Here is a 17,880-nt window from a genome sequence, read left to right as displayed (position 1 = left end):
CTTTCTTTATAAAGTATTATTAGTTTTGATTAGTTTAAAAGCTGAGTCGGCGTCAATATAGGCTAATAATTTTAAATCACTTTCGATGATCATACCCAGTACATTGACATTCTGACTGGCAGGTAAGTGATGGCAGACGATTTGAATCTCGCCCATATATCGTCCGTAATTACGATTGTCCATAGTTACCGTACCAAAGATTCTTTCCGTGTTATTTGTAGGACCAATATTCCGATGATTCATTTTACGACTTTCAGCTAGACGAATTGAATCACGTGCCGGGTCTTTTCGATTGTGGAACACATTGGTGAATAAGTAACTCGGTGTTCCGATTTTGATATCTGAAATATGGAGTGGGATATAACCGTGATTGAAATAACTATTAAATGAGCTTCTCAAATCAGGATCTAAGTATGGATCCCCAACTACAACAGAATCTGTCTCCAATTTATCCAGTTCCACGGCTGCAATAAAAGGGTTTGTCCGTCGGTGACGTTCAAGAGTAGGTAAGCCTTCCATAAGTGGACCACGTAACGGTTCATTTCCAGCAACGAAAGCTTGAGTTTGAAAGCCATGTTTCTTTAACCAGCGATTTTTTTGAGCAAACCAGGTCAAATCCAAGCCACTTTCGGGACGTGGATAATAGTTGTACCACGCAGTTAATTTATTTAAGTCGACATCCAATGCTTTTAACTCATCAATATCAGTATCATCTAGGATACTAGCGTTAAGCGCAATTGGAATTTCGTCATTCAATGTAGCAATATCTTCATAGGAGAAACTTTCGTCGAGTCTGAGCAGGCAGTCAATATTAATTATTTTATCGTGAATTAATTGTAATGAAGATTTATCAACATCGATCGCCAATTTCATTTGTAGCGACTGTACGAGATCGATCAACTGGTCTAATATTTGCAGGTATTTTTTTGAATTGTTAGTGTTTGAATGGAAAGTAGTAAAAACTTCATGAAACCCATTGTTTTTCATGCTTTTGAAATACTCTTCAGTATCGTCATCGAGTTCTTTATTTAAGTAAAACGAAAATCCAATCATATGCTCCTCCTATATGAAAACGTTCACTTAAATATATAATATTATTTATTGAATCATTTATCCATATGTTTTCTTAAATGTGAAGAGTATCATAACATTTGTGTTCGAAAACGATCTGGAGTTTGTGCAAAGGTTCTCTTAAATATAGTAATAAAATAAGTTTCACTAGAAAATCCGATTCTCAGCGCAATAGATTTGATGGATAAGTTAGTAGTTTGTAGAAGTCGCTTGGCTTGGTTAAGTCTCAATGCAGTTAAATATTGCCTAGGAGTCACACCTGTTTCTTTTTTAAAAGTCCGTTGGAGGTTGAAGACACTGCCGTGACATTCTGTGGCGATAGTTTCCAAAGTTATTTTTTTCTGATAATTTTGATTTAGGTATAGTTTGATTTCATCAACCCAGTCAGTGTTAGTCACTTTGCCAATCGGTTGACATCTCTTGCAAGGACGAAATCCAGCCGAGATTGCTTCATCAGCCGTTTTGAAAATCAAAACATTTTCCTTGATCGGATTTTTTGAGTGACAAGATGGTTTACAAAATATTTTAGTAGTTTTAACACCATATAAGAAATTATCGTCAGCGTTAATGTCATTGTTGATGATTTGTTTCCAACGGAGTTCAGTTAGTGGATGTTTGATCATCTTATAATCCTCCAATAAAATAAAAAAGCAAAATAGAAAAGCAAGATTTTTAAATGAATTGTAGCATATAATAAGGATATACAAAAGTAGGTGTTAATTATGAATAAAATTTATTATCAAATTATTGAGTTCGAAAATCATACGTATATTGTTGCTACTACGGATAAAGGCTTAGCTTATGTCGGTCTGAGGGATGAAGTTCCAGAAGATATTAGAGTCTTTTATCCTCAGGCGGAGTTGATTAATGACCAACAACGTACTGCAAAATATGCCCAGGAAATCATGGAATATTTACAAGGTGATCGAACTAAATTTGATTTAACGATAGATGTATCTGGAACTGAGTTTCAAGAAGAAGTGTGGAAGACGATTGCTAAGATTCCATACGGTGAAGTATCTAATTACACATCTATCGCCAATCAGATCCATCGGCCTAAAGCAGTTCGTGCAGTGGGAACTGCAATTGGTCGTAACCCAGTGCCATTGGTGATACCTTGTCACAGAGTACTAGCAAAAGATGGTAGCCTGGGTGGTTATCGTGGTGGTTTAGCGATGAAATCAGATTTATTGCAATTGGAGAGGAATAAATAATTATGAGTCAGTATAAAATAGCTTTCTTTGATATTGATGGGACATTGGCAGGACATAAAACTTCTGAGAATAGTACGATCCTTAGTCGAATCCCAGAATCTACTAAGAAAGCGTTGAAGAGTTTGCGTGCTTCAGGAATCGAGCCTGTTATTGCGACCGGAAGAAATCACGGAATGATCGAGGATGTCTTATCAGCATTAGATGTCGATAGTTTCATCGCGAATAACGGCCGTTATGTGGTGTTTGAAAAAAAGGTTATTGCACATGATACATTTACCGAAGAGGATTTACGTGCAGTTGCTGAATATTTCTTGGAGAACAAGATTGAATTCTGTTTTGAAACTGTAGATACACTGTACATATACGAGAGTTCTAATTTCAAAGGTGACGGATCGATGTCATTTGAAGTGATTCCTGATGGAATGATCCCAGAGAATATCATTCAGCTGATAGTTATGAACAATAGAGATGTACCAGAAGAAATTCCTATCGAAGGAATTAAAATGTTAAAAGTTGCACCTAACGTCTACGATGTAACGATGAATTATTCGAGCAAGGCAGTAGGTATTCAAAAAGTATTAACTAGTATGAATATTGATGCATCTGAAACTATTGCCTTTGGTGATGAAATTAACGATTTACCGATGTTCGAACAAGTAGGCTTTTCTGTTGCTATGGGTGATGGTAATGCTGAAGTTCAGAATGTGGCAGATTACGTGACAACTGATGTTTACGATGATGGTATCTTGAATGCTTGTATTGAATTGAATCTTATTTAAACTTCAACAATTCGTTGAAGTTTTTTATTTACAATCATAATTATATGAAGTAAACTTATGGAAAATAGGTTAGTGAACGCTCACTCACCTAGAGATGTCAGGAGAATGATCATGAATAATATGAATGTAATAACTTTGAATAATATAGTAAAAAAATATGACAAACAAGTTGTTCTCAATCATGTAAATATGCAAGTGTATCCAGGACAGATCATTGGATTGATCGGTCCTTCCGGTGCTGGCAAGTCGACAGTTATTAAAATAGTCTTAGGCATGGAATTGGCAGATTCTGGCGATACTACGGTTTTTGGCAAGCGAATGCCCAATCGTAAGTTACTAGGTAAAATCGGGTACATGGCACAGTCAGATGCTCTGTATGAGGCCTTGAGTGGGCGTGAGAACTTGCAATTTTATGCTGACATGAAAGGATTGAACGAACGTGCTGCTAACATGCAGATTCAACACGTCGCTCAAGTGGTTGATTTGATACCTGATCTGAACAAACGTGTCAGTGGTTACTCTGGAGGGATGAAACGTCGTCTTTCGTTAGCAATCGCCTTACTGGGTAATAATGACTTGCTGATACTAGATGAGCCCACTGTCGGTGTTGATCCAGCGTTGAGAAGGAAGATTTGGAATGAGTTAAAGAACTTACGTAATCAAGGCAAGACTATCATGGTTACCACTCACGTTATGGACGAAGCGGAATTAGTTGATGAAGTAGCTTTGCTTTTAGGTGGTAATATTATTGCGTACAGTGATCCATATTCCTTGAAACAGTACTATGGTGTTAATTCAATAGAAGAAGTATTCCTGAAAGCTGAGGCGATTAATAATGCGAACACTGTCAATTACTAAGCGTGTAACAAAAGAACTGTTGAGAGACAAACGTACGCTGGCGTTGATGTTTATTGCACCAATGTTTGTTTTGTTTCTAATGAAATTGGTTTTTTCGGTTAATTCTAGTACGTCAGTTGATATTGCAACTGTCAATGTCAGCTCATCACTGGTATCTGACTTAGACAAAGTATCACATATCGATACTCATAAGTATGCTTTATCAAATGCAAATGATGCACTGAAAGATGGTAAAGTCGATGCGGTAGTTCATTATAAGAATAACCAATACTATGTTACTTACGCCAATACGGATGCAAGTAAGACTAATGCTACGAAATCAGCTTTGAAAGCGTCCATAGTGGCAGATAATGTTAGTGAATTGAAGAAAACATTAGTTAAATTGCAATCATTCACGCCGCAATTGACCTTAGCTCCAAATGCATCTATGGATGCCCCAAAGTTGCACAACAAATACTTATATGGAGATAAAGATACTAATTTCTTCGATAAAATTGTTCCTATACTAATGGGATTCTTCGTCTTCTTCTTTGTTTTCTTAATATCAGGGATGGCCTTGTTAAAAGAACGTACATCAGGCACGCTATATCGACTGTTAGCCACGCCAGTTAAACGTTCAGAAATAGTCTTTGGATATATGTTGAGCTATGGATTTCTGGCGATATTACAGACATTGATAATTGTATTATTCACTATTTGGGCATTAAACGTTGAGGTAGTTGGTAATGTCTTCTACGTGATATTAATCAATTTCGTGCTAGCTCTAGTGGCGTTAGCCTTCGGAATACTGATGTCGACCTTTGCTAAATCAGAGTTTCAAATGATGCAATTTATCCCGTTGGTAGTAATTCCTCAAGTATTTTTCTCAGGAATTATTCCTATGGATTCGATGGCCAACGGTGTTAAGTTTATATCCTATATACTACCAATGAAATATGCCGGTGATGCGCTCACTGGTGTTGTCATGAATGGGTATTCTATTGGACAAATAATTGCGCCGATAATGGTATTATTGTTATTCCTATTAGTATTAACGGTTTTAAATGTAGTCGGATTAAGAAAGTATAGAAAGGTATAAGTAATATGTCTGAAGATATAGTTTTTAAAGATTTAAATGACTGGATCAATAATAGCAAGATGCCAAACGGTAAGAGGAACGTTCTCAAAGCTGCGATAAAATTATTTTCTGAGCAAGGCTATGATGGAACGTCGACCGCGCAAATAGCGATTGAATCAGGGATGAGTCAAGCTACTATTTTTAAGTATTTCAAAACTAAAGATGTATTGTTGAAGTCGATCATTGAACCGGTAATTACACATTTGCTACCAGGATATGGTAGTAATTTTATTATTAATGCATCTGCTCACAGCACGACTTTGGAGCAAATGATCCATTTTATCATTCGGGATAGATTTAATTTCTTAGTTAACAACAAAAGCGTTGTCTTAATTCTTATCTCAGAATTATTGGTGAATGATGACGTTAAGAATATGGCATTACAATTCGTAAAAGAGAAGCAAGAACAGTTTATTGATGGTATTTGGAAGGCCATGGAGGAGACTGGCGAGCTGAGGGATGATATTGATTTACTGTATGTTTTAAGAACTGTTGGTAGTCAATTGATCTTTTATTTCATTCAGTCACAAAAGTTATTACCAGATACCACTGATGAACAGATCGACCAGGAGCTTTCAAAAATCGAATATGGAATCTTACGGGCTATTTCATAGTTTGCGAGTCAACGATATCGTGATATGCTAGTAAATGTACTTTAAATTGAGGAGCATTTCAAATTGGATTCGCAATCAGTTTTAAAAGACGTTTTCGGATACGATCATTTTCGTCCTGGACAACGTAAAATAATAAATCATGTATTAGATGGTGACAGAACACTAGGAATCATGCCAACCGGTGGTGGTAAGTCTGTTTGCTATCAATTGCCTGCAATCATATTCTCTGGGTTAACGCTCGTCGTCTCTCCATTGATTTCCTTGATGAAGGATCAGGTTGATAGTCTGAACGAAATGAACATACCTGCCACGTTTATTAATAGTACCCTTGATTATCGTGATCAAGAGGAACGTATGCGGTTTATCGAATCAGGTGCAGTCAAATTATTGTATGCTGCACCTGAACGTATTGAGAATCCAGAATTTTATAGCTGGCTTTGTCAGTTGCCAATTGATCTAGTTGCCATCGACGAAGCACATGTTTTGTCCTCTTGGGGGCACGATTTTCGACCAAGTTACTTAAATATAATCGATCCACTGAATCAATTACCCAGTCAGCCTTCATGGTTAGCATTGACTGCAACTGCAACAAGCCGAGTTCAGGAGGATTTAGTTCAAATTCTCAACATTCCCAATGACAACATTGTCAAAACTGGCTTTGCTAGAGACAACATTGCCTTGAAGATCGAGCGTGGGGTTGATAAATTAGCATATGTACTGAATTATGTTAAAGCACATAAAAATGAATCCGGTATTATCTATGCTGGTCGTCGCAAAGATGTGGATGCCATATACGAGTATTTGAATAGTCATGGAATCAACGCAGGACGATATCATGCCGGTTTAGATGATGATGAACGTCATCAACAGCAAGAGGATTTCTTATTTGATGAAACAAATGTTATCGTAGCAACTAATGCATTTGGTATGGGTATTAACAAAACAAACGTTAGGTACGTAATACACTTCACCATTCCTGGTACAATAGAAAACTACTATCAAGAAGTAGGTAGGGCAGGGCGAGATGGGTTGCCGGCTGAAGCCATTTTATTGTATACGCCAGCCGATTTGCGGCTACATCGCTTTTTTATCGATCAGTCTGAAGCAAATGATGATTACAAACAAAGTTTGACCGAAAAATTACGAGAAATGAATCAGTATGCTATGACTGAGGATTGCTTGATGAGCTATATTTTACAATATTTTGGTGAGACTACGAGTGAGGCTTGCGGACATTGTTCTAATTGTCTTGATAATCGAGAAACAACAGATGTCACTGATGATTCTCAAAAAGTTTTGAGCTGTGTAGTACGAATGGATCAAAAATACGGTAAGAAAACCGTTGGGAGAGTACTTGCAGGAAAGGCTGATGTGGCAAGTGATTGGCGCAACTTTGGTAAATTATCAACCTTTGGTTTATTGCACGATTGGACTTTAAAGTCTATTAATGAATTTATTGAATATTTGACAGCCAATGGATATTTGCTGAGTACTAGTGGACAATATCCGTTACTGCGTTTGACCAATAAAGGGGTTCAGGTGTTAAAAGGAGAGCTGAATGTGGCTCGTAGGACAGTTACAATTCGTACAGATGAAATTAAAGAGATTGCTAATGACGGAACATACGACGAGAAGTTATTCGAATTACTTAGGAAACTACGTCTTGATATTGCTCATGCACAAGATTTACCGCCATTTGTCATCTTTTCAGATAAGTCTTTACGTGATATGTCTCAAAAGATGCCAGAGAATTCAAACGAATTTTTAGCTGTTAATGGTGTCGGGAATGCTAAGCTTGAACGATATGGCGAACGTTTTATTGAATTGATAAAATCATATAAAAATGAAAATAATGAGTTTCAAAAAATATAATTGCCAAAATCAGATGAAAAATCTGATTTTTTTGTTTTTAAAAATTCAATAAATAGCAATTTGCAAAGAAATGATTAAAATATATTGAAAGCCAAGGTTTATTATTGTTTTAATTGTTAAATTAAATGTTTTACGAAAACATAACCTAACAAACAACCAAAATTGACCAAACATGCGACTACCCTTATACTTTTAACTGAAATGAGATGAAAACATGACTAGAATTGCACTTTTATCAGATATTCACGGCGACATAACCGCCTGTCAGGCTGTTATAAACGACGTTCAAAAGGAAAAAATCACTGAATCATGGTATCTTGGCGATTTACTGATGCCCGGTCCAGGAACAAATGAGCTATTTGATATGCTTGATTCAGTTAATACGACTGTATTATTACGTGGAAACTGGGATAATTTCCTATTTGAGGACGTCAGCAAGCTTTCTAAGCGTGATTTACAAGACCCTGTGACGCCGTATGTCTTAATGCTGATGAAGTATACACTCAGCAAAACAAAAGATGAATATCTTGATAGACTAAGAAATGCACCTATATATAAATCAATGACCGTTAATGGGACGAAAATATTATTAACACACAACACTACTAAGCGAAACTTTGGTCATGAATTGTTACCGTATCAAGAACAGACGCATTTTAACGACCTGTTCGATGATCAAGACTATGACTTGGCTGTATACGGGCACACACATCACCAGATAATGCGTACTAGTAGCAAGGATCAGCTTATTATCAATCCTGGTTCTATTGGACAGCCATACACTGAATGGCACAAGTTTAGACCTGACAGACGCGCTCAGTATGCAATTATCGACATCGATCAATACGGATATGCTGACATTGAATTTAAGAAGGTGTCATATGACATTGATCATGAACTTGAACTCGCAAAGCAAATGAATCTGCCGTACATTGAGTTATATAAGAAGTTATTTACTGAAGGAATTGCATATACACATAATCAACCCGAGCTGAAGAAATATATGGATCTACATGATTATAGATCTCAAGCTATGAAATTCTATCGAGAGTTGATGAACTTTTAGTAGCAGTGAATTGCTACTTTTAATAGAACTTCGTATAATATATATTATGTAACCTTAAATGAATTTATTCAATTATATCAAAAATAGAACCGACCCTCTTCAAAAATCTCGTCAGGATCACCGTCGAATAATTGATTCGTGATTGGTTCTATTTTTGTGTGTTTTAATAATTGTTGTTTAAGATTTGCTGATGTGCATATTTTGCAGTTGTTCAAGTGCTCAAGTTAATTGACATATATTCGCTGATCAGAATTAGTATCGGAATAGATTTTACATTTGCTGATTGGATCATGCTTACTTAGTGGTGGTTGTTTGGTCTTATGGTCTTAAACTTAGTACGCTATTTAACTTATGCGCATAAGACTTAATACACTAATACAATGATTTAGACCTGATTGTACAACTCGCCAACATACGGTTGATCGTATCAAAAGGCTCAAAACTTATCTGTTGAATCAGCATTTGATTGGTTTATTTTCCGTTCATTTTATCGGTCCTACAATCTTGTGTTGTCTGTCTGATTTTTCTTGGCATTTGTTTGATCTTGTTTTATAATACGATCTTTAAAATTCAAGTAGGTGAACTTTTTTGTTGACTTTCTTTCGTTTTCCCGTTATTTATTTAGGTTTTTTTGTTTTTGTTACATGTTTTCGTAAAACATATATTATAACTAAAAATTAAAAATGTATGGTTTCGTTTAAAATTTTTCTTTCATCAATCGACAAATTATTTACTTCATCTTCGATCGTATATTTTATTTTTTCAGCATTTTTAACTACTAATGATTTACCATCGTTAGTTAACGAAACAATTAAAAACTTTTTATTATTGATATTACGTTCTTTTTTGATCAGTTGCTTTTCCCAAAGCGTCGACAATGACCTACTGAGCTGTGATTTAGTGATTTTGAGATAGTCCATCAAATTACTTGGTGTGCACTGATGATCTTCAGATACCCAAATAACCATTAGAATATCGATTTCTAACTTAGTCAAGTTCTTATCTCTTGCCTCATGATACATTTCAGACTCGATTGCTCTCGCTAAACGGACTGTTGTTTTAATAAATGTAAAATATTCGTTATTATTATTCAATTTAACTTCCCCACTTTTTCCCCAAAAAAAGAGATGCCTAATTTAGACATCTCTCAACAATATTTATATTTTGAGCAAAATACTAAGCTCCTGTTAAGTCGGTCTTTTGTAGCCATGCATTCGTACCGATACGATACATCTTAACACCAGTATTAGCATTTATTGAACGTCTATCAGTCTTCCACATGGTTCCTGATGGAACTCTTGTACCAGTGGCAAAACCGTTATCATCATAGATCATAGCGCTGTCGGTTGCAGTTACTACAGTGCCGGCTAAGAAACTAGCCCAAGGTGTAACATCGTCAGCTAAAACAAAACCATTGCTGCTGACGTGATAATAGAAAGTATTATCCATAATTGCAATAATATCTGAAGCCCATGACGTATTAGATGCAAGATCTAAATTAGTCTTGTTACCGTATCTGTCGTATACAGAAACTGAAGAGTTCTTTGTAGTTACACCACCACGCATGTCAGCAACGATATAGCCATCTCTAGCTTTATAATCATCGCTCTTGCGCTTAGAATCAACCAAGTCATACTGTGACACGTTGGCAAAATCATTCTCATTGGTTAAGTAATAGCTATACAGATCACTGGCACTGTATCTACTGTGCGAGTCAGCGTCGTTACCCATTTCCTGTGAGAAATAAACCATGCCGTTAGCACTAACACTGACACCAATACCAACATAATTGATATATGGATTCAACATGTTCTTTCTATGACCGTAATTTGGTTGAGGATCATAATTTTCACTATAAAATTCAGAAGTGATTTTTTGTGCGATGACTGTTGGATCAGTTGTACCTAGCATAGTAAATGGCATTTGTGCGATATTTTCTTCAGCATCCAAATAATATGGGTACATATTAGCTGAATTCCAGCCAGCATGATCATCTACGCCAGTAGAAGTGAAACTATCGGTTCTTGCTTGTGCATAGGTGTTTAAGACATTAACTGAAGTCAATGCTGTTAAACCATTTTGAGCACGTAGATTGTTCAATTCTGACAACATAGCATTCTTTACAGCAGCAAGATTGATATCTCGAGCCGATTGGACGGTTGTTGCAGCATTCGTTGAACTAGTTGTTGCAGACGAATTAGTAGTCGAAGAGGTATTATTGTCAGCTGTGCTAGTGGTTGTGTCACTTACAACTTGACTATCGCCATTATCCTGATCATTTGTTGCAGTAGAAACTGCAGCAGTACCATCTGTACTGGTTGAGGTATCAGCCAAAGCAACAGTACCATTGAAACTTGTGCTTAATAGAGCACCTGCTGCCAAAAGCAAGGCTATTTTTTTCGTATTAGAAAACATAATAATCCCCTTTTCTTCATATATAGCTACACTAATTTTACCTTAAATAAAAATTAAATAAAGACTTGATTAATACTATTATTTTAAATCATTGGGGTAAAATAAAAAAGCCTTATGGCTTTTTAGGTTAAGATTTATCAAAGTCTCTGATCCAAGCGACTGCTAAAGCATCCTTGCCCAGATGCGCACCAATAACTGGACCAAAATATGATCGATCGATAGTTAAGTCAGGATGTTCGACATGTAACTGTTGTGCCCATTCATCCCCAGACCTTTTATCATCAGCGTCAATAACTAATAATCTTAGAGGAACTTGTGACTGTTGAATTGCGTGATTAAGTTTTTCTTCTGCTTTTAACTTGGCCTTCTTGAGAGAACGTACTTTGTCATAAGCAACGATTTTGTGTGACTTATCATCAAATTGAAGTAATGGTTTAATATTCAAGACTGTGCCGATGACAGCTGAGGTATTTGAAAGTCGACCACCCTTAACCAAATTTTTGAGATCATTAACCACAAAGGATTCATCGATAGAATTGCGTAAAATATCGAGACGATTAATTATTTCTACTGTTGTTTTGTTATCTAGTGCCATACGAGCTGCTTCTTGCACTAAATAACCCATAAGGCGTACAGTTATCCATGAGTCGTATACAGTAACGTCGATATTATCAATTGTTTTAGCAGCAATCTTCAAATTATTAACAAATCCGGAGATAGTACTTGCCAGATGTATCGAGATTACGGTATCATAGCCTTCCTTAGCCAAATTATCGTATAATTTCAACATCTCACCAATTGATGGTTGCGCAGTTGAGGGTAGCTCTGGTGATTTTTGAAGTAATTCATAAAATTCAGCTGTAGTGATATCAATATCTTCACGATAAGTTTTGTTATCAAATACTACCTCAATCGGTACGACTGTTATATTATTATATTTATCAATTATATCTTGTGGTAAGTATGACGTACTATCTGTTACAATGGCTATTTTCATAAATTTATCAATTCCTTGTTTGGTTACGTATAATGATTGTATAACCATTAGATTATATCATATTCACTCAGACTTTTTTAATGACTATGAAAAAATCAAGATTTGTTTCAGAAATTACAAATATTTTTACATTTTCAAAGATAAGAAAGGAACTATTATATGTCATTCGACGGAATGTTTACCCATGCTATGGTAAACGAATTGAATCAGAATTTAAAGGGTGGTCGAATTGCAAAAATTCAACAACCTTTTGCGAATGAGATGATACTAACTGTTAGAAGCAATCGCAAGAATCAGCAGTTACTACTGTCAGCTCATCCCAGCTACGCTCGTGTTCAAATAACTCAACAACCTTTTGCGAATCCAGCAAAACCTTCAACATTTGTCATGTCACTTCGAAAATACATTACTAGTGCTATCGTTCAAGATATCAGACAGCTCAACAATGATCGTGTGGTCATGATCGATCTGAGCGCCAAGAATGAACTAGGCGATATCCATGAATTTACATTAATAACTGAAATAATGGCTAGACACAGTAATATCTTTTTAGTCAGCAAAGAAACTCAAAAAATCGTAGATTTGATCAAACGTGTCTCCCCAGAAAACAACAGTTATCGTGGTCTACTACCCGGTGACGATTATAAATTGCCACCAGCACAAAATAAGATCAATCCTTTTCTAGCCCCTGTGACAGATTTCGATGGTCTGGATGCCAAAGAGATTCGTCAGAAGTTTGAAGGTATAGGTCTGGATACTTCTAATGAAATGTCAGATACAAATGATATTTCTGCCTTTATTGATCAATACAGTGATCCGCAACCAAATACTGCGAATATGAACTCCAATAGTAAACTAGGATTTATGCCTATTCCCTTCCCTAACACATCAAAGATTATCAAAACTTATCCTAGTTTGAGTGAGTTATTAGACAGCTATTACATTGATCGTGCTAGAATCGATCGAATTGAGCAACAAACTAAGTCAATCACTAATCGCTTGGATATTATTTTGAAAAAAGATAAGTCTAAGATCAAAAAGCTCAATAAGCAGTTGGAACAAACAAAAATCATGAGTGAGTATAATTTGTACGGCGAACTGCTCACCACATATATGTCACAAGTACAACGTGGGTCAAAGTCGATCAAGCTGACTAATTACTATAATAACGAAGAGGTCGAGATTCAACTCAATCCTGAATTATCTCCATCAGACAACGCTCAAAGATACTATAAAAAGTATCGCAAATTACAAAATTCGATTCCACATATCAACGAACAGCTGGAGATCACAACTAACGAAGTCAATTACCTTGAATCAGTCCTAGCTTCTCTAGAATATGTTGATATCGGAGACGTTGATGGTATTATTGAAGAATTGATCGATTCTGGATATATCAAAAAACGTAAGAAGAACGCCCGTAAAAAGCGTAAGAAAAAAATCGGAGAATCTTTCCAAACCTCTAACGGAATTGAAATAGTTGTCGGTAAAAATAACTTAGAAAACGATCAACTAACGATGAAGTTGTCGCAGAAGAATCATTATTGGTTCCACGTCAAAGATATTCCGGGATCACACGTCATTTTGAAAACTAGTGATCCTGATGAAAAGTCAATCACTGAAGCCGCAACTATCGCGGCGTACTACTCGAAAGCACGTGATTCATCAAAAGTTCCCGTTGATTATCTCCAAATAAAAAACATTCGTAAACCCAATGGTGCAAAACCGGGATTCGTAATTTTTGAAGGACAAACGACTATCTTAGTCGATCCTGATCGAGAATTAGTAAATGAACTAAAAGAAGACTAGCCGAGAGGCTAATCTTCTTTTTTATTTGAGCAATTTTTCGAGTTGGTTTTTCATACTCTCAAAATCCAATAATTGGTATTTTTTATCATCGATCATCATCAAATAACGATCATCTTGATTACTGAATATCTCTTCTAGAGTCTTATCATTATCGATCTTATTGCCAAGGATGAGTTTGACCAACGTATCGATCACATGAACCGAACTGGCCAATTCGTGACGAATAATATCATCAGTCATCCCCTCAAAAGCTTTTGTCACGATCCAATGACCATTGCTCTTGACAAAATCAAAATTAAATACATTTACGTCTTCATTATCTTCTAGTTCTTGTTCGATCAGTTTGGAAAGACTACTGCGATCTTCAACTGACAAGAAATTATTGTACGAACTAACTTCAAACGAATGACTATCGTCCTCTTGGCGATAAATAACTGAAGGTACTAGATAGTTATTACCATCAGTTACGACCATTGCTCTCACAGAAATATTACTTGGTATTTCAATGTTCTTTAGCTCTTTAGCATTGATCTGAAATACATTGTCTACCTGATCACCATCCGTCAAGTTCCGAGAAAAGTCGATCACCTTAAAAATACTATCTTCAGGAATTAAATTGAGTGATTTCATCTCCATATAGGGGTCGTCGATCTCAACTATTCTCTCACGCAATGATAATGGTGCCATCCATGGCTCACGTCCAATCACGATGGCTTCTAAGCCGTTTTGAGCAATAGACTTGATCAGTTGCATCAATACGAACTGACGTACCATAATATCGGTTTTTGACGTGATTATAGGTGACCTAACAATGATTTTATTTTTATCACTGAGTTCTAGTTCATTCTCGATACCGGCTGTAACAAAATAGTTTTGATTGTAATAGTTACGATTGCCAATCGAGATAGAGCGTTTGCCCTTCACGACCGTCTTAGTTACTACATCACCGCTCTCAAGCAAAACCTTGCTTAGTCCGACGCCCTTAATTCCCATCTCAACCAAACGTTCCATATTCTCAAGTTTGACCTTATCGTTACTCATCAATTCATTCATATCAAGTAAATTTTTAAGGACCGTTAGATAAGGCATGTTGATCCCAGTGATTTCAGACAAGACTGGCATCTCAAATTTACGATGCAAAGCTTCCATTAAAACATCCAACATCCAGTTAGTTGGGTGAATGATTTTTTCGAACAACTCATCATCATCCAATTTGCTCAACTTAGCTCTTCGTTCGGAATTGTGGTTCAATTTGTCATTCAAGGCACCTTTATTGAAGACTTCCTCTACACTGAAGCCATTGACAACTATGCTGGAATCAGAAGTCTTACTTGGTCCCAGGTATTTCTGACCACTGACTGACCAACGTGGGAAACGTGAGGTTATGTGGTCCACGAATGGCTCAGAAGCGCCATTAAAATTACGTCCGCCATCTAATTTCAACTTATCCAAGTGATATCCCAAACTCAATTCAATCACTGCCGTCGCAATAGGATAGCTGGTAGCGTACTCTAGGAATTTTGTCTCTTCACTTAATCGCGGAATAAATTCAGTAATAAAATACTCATTAGTTTTGTGATTATAAGCAAAATGTACTGTACAAATACCGACGATATCGAATACTTGAGCCAATTCCAATGATGCTGTCCGCATCTTCTGCAATTTAGAATCATTGAGTGAGATAGCTGGTGAAATCAAGTTTGAATCTAAATGATGTACACCTATCGGTTCAATATCCTCAATCGTTCCGATCAATCCTGAGTTATCAAATCTATCACGTACGACTGTGAACGAATACTCACTAAAACCACGAATACTACGTTCGATTTCGATTTTAGTATCATCGATATCTTCTAACGCCATGAAATTATCTAATTCAAACAAGTTATTAATATTGGTCCATCCGCTAGAATGACGATTTGAATATCTTCGACGGGCAATGATTGGAAAACCAATTGAACGAATAAAACTATAAATTTCCTTTTCATCATCTGATGATATGAAATTTATAACTGGTAACTTATTCTCAGTCAATTTTTGAATAAATAAATCACGTTTAAACGTTGCTAAAGAAGCCATGTAATTCGATCCTAAGATTTTGACGCTTCCAATTTTGCCATTCAAACTTGATACGATTCCGAGAGCATTCCGATCCCCCACCGTTGGTAATATCGCGTCAGGGTGATGTTCCTGAACGTATTTGAGTACATTTTCTCCACTCACACGAGCAACCACGATTCGATCAAAATATCCTCCAGAAGACAATAACGAAGTGGGATCCTCGACGATGACAGAAGTCTTATATCCTAGCTGATGTAAGACTTCAACGGTATCATACATAGCCGTTGAAAGGTCGACATTTTTATCACTGGTAGTTGGACCAATGATCAATATACTATGAGGCTCATTTTCTACCATTGATCAACACCTCCATCTTGAAATTTGATTGAATCGATCAAGTCTAGAAATTCATCAAAAACATAATATCCATCGTTTGGACCCGGTGCTGCTTCTGGTTCAAACAAGACACACATGATCGGTAAGTATTCATGGCGAATACCTTCGATGCTTCCATCGGCTACACAAATGTTAGTAACAATAAAGTCTGATGATCCAATGTATTTTTGATCGATAGTATATGAATGATTGTGATTGACAAAGTCGATCTTGCCACTGGCAACTTCTTTGACTGCCAGCGATGATTCGTGATGTGGTTGATCCAATTTGATGATTTTACAATCATTAGCGAGTGCAATCAAAAGATTCCCTAATCCTATTCCTAGGATGGGATATTTTTTTTGTAGCGCTTTGATAGTTTTAATTGTTTGTGGAATGTCACTTGGAGAACCAGGTCCGTTAGAAAAAATGATTCCATCAGGATGTAGGCTTTCGATTTCTTCTGCCGATGAATTGTAGTTAACGATAACAGAATTACAATCACGATATGACAGCTGACGTAAGATAGAGTATTTCAATCCTAAATCAACTACAACGATCTTAATCCCCATATTAGGGTTGGGATAAGATTGTCTAGTTGAAACGCGTTTGACCAAGTCTGGAGGTAAGACTAATGCCTTGATCTGGTCTATCGCATGTTCATCATGTGTGTCCATAATACTGGCCTTCATCTCACCATGTTCAGAAATATGTTTGGACAAAGCACGGACATCAACATTTTTGATACCGGGGATACCTAAGCTGGCTATCCAATCACCAAACGAGATTGAGCCATCGATCGTAGCCGGACTTGAAGAACCAATTACAACACCTTTACACTGCGAATTGATCGACTCATAAAAATCACGATTGATACCGGAACTACCAATTTCAGGTATCGTAAAAGCCAGTATCTGACCTTCAGCATCTGGATCGGTAACTGATTGTTCGATACCAGTACGATTGTTGGAAATTACTAATTGTCCAGTCGTGATAATGGAAGAACCAAAACCTACGCCTGGAAAAACTGTACCATCTTCTAAAATTAAATAACGCTTCATTAAAAGCAACTCCTAAAAATCATTCATTAATTGAGTGATTTACTCGATTTCAATCTTGTCCTCACCGTCGATTTCTTTCATAGAAACTTTAATTTTTTCTTTTTGAGAAGTGGGGATATTCTTACCAACAAAATCAGCACGAATCGGCAGTTCACGATGTCCACGATCAACTAAAACTGCTAAAGATATCTTCTTAGGACGGCCAACTGTCATCAACGCATCCATAGCCGCACGAATAGTTCTACCAGTATATAAAACATCATCAGTCAAAATGACGTGCTTATTATTGATATCAATGCTGAGTGGTTGAGGTTCTACATCAGCAGGATTCTTCTCCTCATGAGTTACATCATCACGATATGGTGTAATGTCTAATTCAGCTACTGGAATACTGATGTTTTCTAATTGCTTAAGACGTGATTCGATCCTGTGAGCAACGTAAACACCACGTGTCTTAATTCCAACTAATACTAGATCATCGATTCCTTTATTACGTTCGATAATTTCATATGTAATACGAGTTAATGCTCGTGTCATTGTTTGTCCATCAATTATCTCTTTAGCCATTACA

Annotated in this window: 16 protein-coding genes; 8 read left to right on the top strand and 8 right to left on the bottom strand. The window is 36.5% G+C overall.

Features of this window, described 5'->3' with window-relative positions; translation table 11 throughout:
- Positions 1-6 precede the first annotated feature (6 nt).
- Both AC27FM_RS01340 and AC27FM_RS01335 read right to left on the bottom strand, forming a co-directional pair.
- On the bottom strand, positions 7-1,053 hold the full coding sequence (locus AC27FM_RS01340; protein ID WP_487085460.1) for a MupG family TIM beta-alpha barrel fold protein: 1,047 nt from the start codon (positions 1,051-1,053) through the stop codon (positions 7-9).
- A gap of 89 nt (positions 1,054-1,142) precedes the next feature.
- Entirely contained in the window at positions 1,143-1,694 is a 552-nt protein-coding gene (locus tag AC27FM_RS01335) for a bifunctional transcriptional activator/DNA repair enzyme AdaA (protein ID WP_487085458.1), read from the bottom strand.
- 99 nt (positions 1,695-1,793) lie between these two features.
- On the opposite strand from AC27FM_RS01335, the gene AC27FM_RS01330 reads away from it, so the two are divergent.
- The 7 genes from AC27FM_RS01330 (at position 1,794) to AC27FM_RS01300 (ending at position 8,591) form a co-directional block, all read left to right on the top strand.
- Positions 1,794-2,285, top strand: a complete 492-nt coding sequence (locus AC27FM_RS01330; RefSeq protein ID WP_487085456.1) for a methylated-DNA--[protein]-cysteine S-methyltransferase — start codon at positions 1,794-1,796, stop codon at positions 2,283-2,285.
- A 2-nt stretch (positions 2,286-2,287) separates the two neighbouring features.
- Positions 2,288-3,064: a Cof-type HAD-IIB family hydrolase gene (locus tag AC27FM_RS01325; protein ID WP_487085454.1), complete on the top strand. Its 777-nt coding sequence runs from the start codon at positions 2,288-2,290 to the stop codon at positions 3,062-3,064.
- A gap of 111 nt (positions 3,065-3,175) precedes the next feature.
- Positions 3,176-3,922 carry an ABC transporter ATP-binding protein gene (locus AC27FM_RS01320; protein ID WP_487085452.1) on the top strand — a complete coding sequence of 249 codons (747 nt, stop codon included), beginning with the start codon at positions 3,176-3,178 and terminating at the stop codon, positions 3,920-3,922.
- A complete protein-coding gene (locus tag AC27FM_RS01315) occupies positions 3,900-5,000 on the top strand; it encodes an ABC transporter permease (RefSeq protein ID WP_487085450.1) in 1,101 nt (366 codons plus the stop codon). The genes AC27FM_RS01320 and AC27FM_RS01315 overlap by 23 nt, the downstream gene beginning before the upstream one ends.
- Positions 5,001-5,005: 5 nt before the next feature.
- Complete coding sequence (locus AC27FM_RS01310) at positions 5,006-5,653, top strand: TetR/AcrR family transcriptional regulator (RefSeq protein ID WP_487085448.1); 648 nt, start codon at positions 5,006-5,008, stop codon at positions 5,651-5,653.
- 63 nt (positions 5,654-5,716) lie between these two features.
- Positions 5,717-7,525, top strand: a complete 1,809-nt coding sequence (gene recQ / locus AC27FM_RS01305) for a DNA helicase RecQ (RefSeq protein WP_487085446.1) — start codon at positions 5,717-5,719, stop codon at positions 7,523-7,525.
- Positions 7,526-7,739: 214 nt separating this feature from the next.
- Positions 7,740-8,591: a metallophosphoesterase family protein gene (locus AC27FM_RS01300; protein WP_487085444.1), complete on the top strand. Its 852-nt coding sequence runs from the start codon at positions 7,740-7,742 to the stop codon at positions 8,589-8,591.
- Positions 8,592-9,268: 677 nt separating this feature from the next.
- Here the strand turns inward: AC27FM_RS01300 and AC27FM_RS01295 are convergent.
- The 3 genes from AC27FM_RS01295 to AC27FM_RS01285 form a co-directional block, all read right to left on the bottom strand.
- Entirely contained in the window at positions 9,269-9,685 is a 417-nt protein-coding gene (locus AC27FM_RS01295; protein WP_487085442.1) for a MarR family winged helix-turn-helix transcriptional regulator, read from the bottom strand.
- Between the two features lie 82 nt (positions 9,686-9,767).
- Positions 9,768-11,006 (bottom strand): CAP domain-containing protein, encoded by a 1,239-nt coding sequence (locus AC27FM_RS01290; protein WP_487085440.1) that lies wholly within the window; start codon positions 11,004-11,006, stop codon positions 9,768-9,770.
- 127 nt (positions 11,007-11,133) lie between these two features.
- Positions 11,134-12,003: a DegV family protein gene (locus AC27FM_RS01285; RefSeq protein WP_487085438.1), complete on the bottom strand. Its 870-nt coding sequence runs from the start codon at positions 12,001-12,003 to the stop codon at positions 11,134-11,136.
- Positions 12,004-12,162: 159 nt separating this feature from the next.
- Between AC27FM_RS01285 and AC27FM_RS01280 the strand changes: the two genes are divergently transcribed.
- Entirely contained in the window at positions 12,163-13,812 is a 1,650-nt protein-coding gene (locus AC27FM_RS01280) for an Rqc2 family fibronectin-binding protein (protein ID WP_487085436.1), read from the top strand.
- A gap of 21 nt (positions 13,813-13,833) precedes the next feature.
- On the opposite strand, the gene AC27FM_RS01275 is transcribed toward AC27FM_RS01280, so the two are convergent.
- Genes AC27FM_RS01275 through pyrR form a run of 3 tightly spaced genes read right to left on the bottom strand, consistent with a single transcriptional unit; the run spans position 13,834 to position 17,876 of the window.
- Positions 13,834-16,230: an ATP-binding protein gene (locus tag AC27FM_RS01275; RefSeq protein WP_487085434.1), complete on the bottom strand. Its 2,397-nt coding sequence runs from the start codon at positions 16,228-16,230 to the stop codon at positions 13,834-13,836.
- The gene (locus AC27FM_RS01270) at positions 16,224-17,309 is read right to left on the bottom strand and encodes a carbamoyl phosphate synthase small subunit (protein ID WP_487085432.1); all 1,086 of its coding nucleotides are present in this window, start codon (positions 17,307-17,309) and stop codon (positions 16,224-16,226) included. The genes AC27FM_RS01275 and AC27FM_RS01270 overlap by 7 nt, the downstream gene beginning before the upstream one ends.
- Before the next feature lie 39 nt (positions 17,310-17,348).
- Complete coding sequence (pyrR, locus tag AC27FM_RS01265) at positions 17,349-17,876, bottom strand: bifunctional pyr operon transcriptional regulator/uracil phosphoribosyltransferase PyrR (protein ID WP_487085430.1); 528 nt, start codon at positions 17,874-17,876, stop codon at positions 17,349-17,351.
- Positions 17,877-17,880 lie beyond the last annotated feature (4 nt).

This window comes from Companilactobacillus sp. y65-5, assembly GCF_057541095.1.
The sequence above is the reverse complement of the archived record's forward strand: the minus strand, read 5'-3'. Positions and strand labels throughout refer to the sequence as shown.

Coding starts and splice junctions, on each gene's coding strand:
- AC27FM_RS01340 (WP_487085460.1), bottom strand. CDS start 1,053: ATGATTGGATTTTCGTTTTACTTAAATAAAGAACTCGATGACGATACT.
- AC27FM_RS01335 (WP_487085458.1), bottom strand. CDS start 1,694: ATGATCAAACATCCACTAACTGAACTCCGTTGGAAACAAATCATCAAC.
- AC27FM_RS01330 (WP_487085456.1), top strand. CDS start 1,794: ATGAATAAAATTTATTATCAAATTATTGAGTTCGAAAATCATACGTAT.
- AC27FM_RS01325 (WP_487085454.1), top strand. CDS start 2,288: ATGAGTCAGTATAAAATAGCTTTCTTTGATATTGATGGGACATTGGCA.
- AC27FM_RS01320 (WP_487085452.1), top strand. CDS start 3,176: ATGAATAATATGAATGTAATAACTTTGAATAATATAGTAAAAAAATAT.
- AC27FM_RS01315 (WP_487085450.1), top strand. CDS start 3,900: ATGCGAACACTGTCAATTACTAAGCGTGTAACAAAAGAACTGTTGAGA.
- AC27FM_RS01310 (WP_487085448.1), top strand. CDS start 5,006: ATGTCTGAAGATATAGTTTTTAAAGATTTAAATGACTGGATCAATAAT.
- AC27FM_RS01300 (WP_487085444.1), top strand. CDS start 7,740: ATGACTAGAATTGCACTTTTATCAGATATTCACGGCGACATAACCGCC.
- AC27FM_RS01290 (WP_487085440.1), bottom strand. CDS start 11,006: ATGTTTTCTAATACGAAAAAAATAGCCTTGCTTTTGGCAGCAGGTGCT.
- AC27FM_RS01285 (WP_487085438.1), bottom strand. CDS start 12,003: ATGAAAATAGCCATTGTAACAGATAGTACGTCATACTTACCACAAGAT.
- AC27FM_RS01280 (WP_487085436.1), top strand. CDS start 12,163: ATGTCATTCGACGGAATGTTTACCCATGCTATGGTAAACGAATTGAAT.
- AC27FM_RS01275 (WP_487085434.1), bottom strand. CDS start 16,230: ATGGTAGAAAATGAGCCTCATAGTATATTGATCATTGGTCCAACTACC.
- AC27FM_RS01270 (WP_487085432.1), bottom strand. CDS start 17,309: ATGAAGCGTTATTTAATTTTAGAAGATGGTACAGTTTTTCCAGGCGTA.
- pyrR (WP_487085430.1), bottom strand. CDS start 17,876: ATGGCTAAAGAGATAATTGATGGACAAACAATGACACGAGCATTAACT.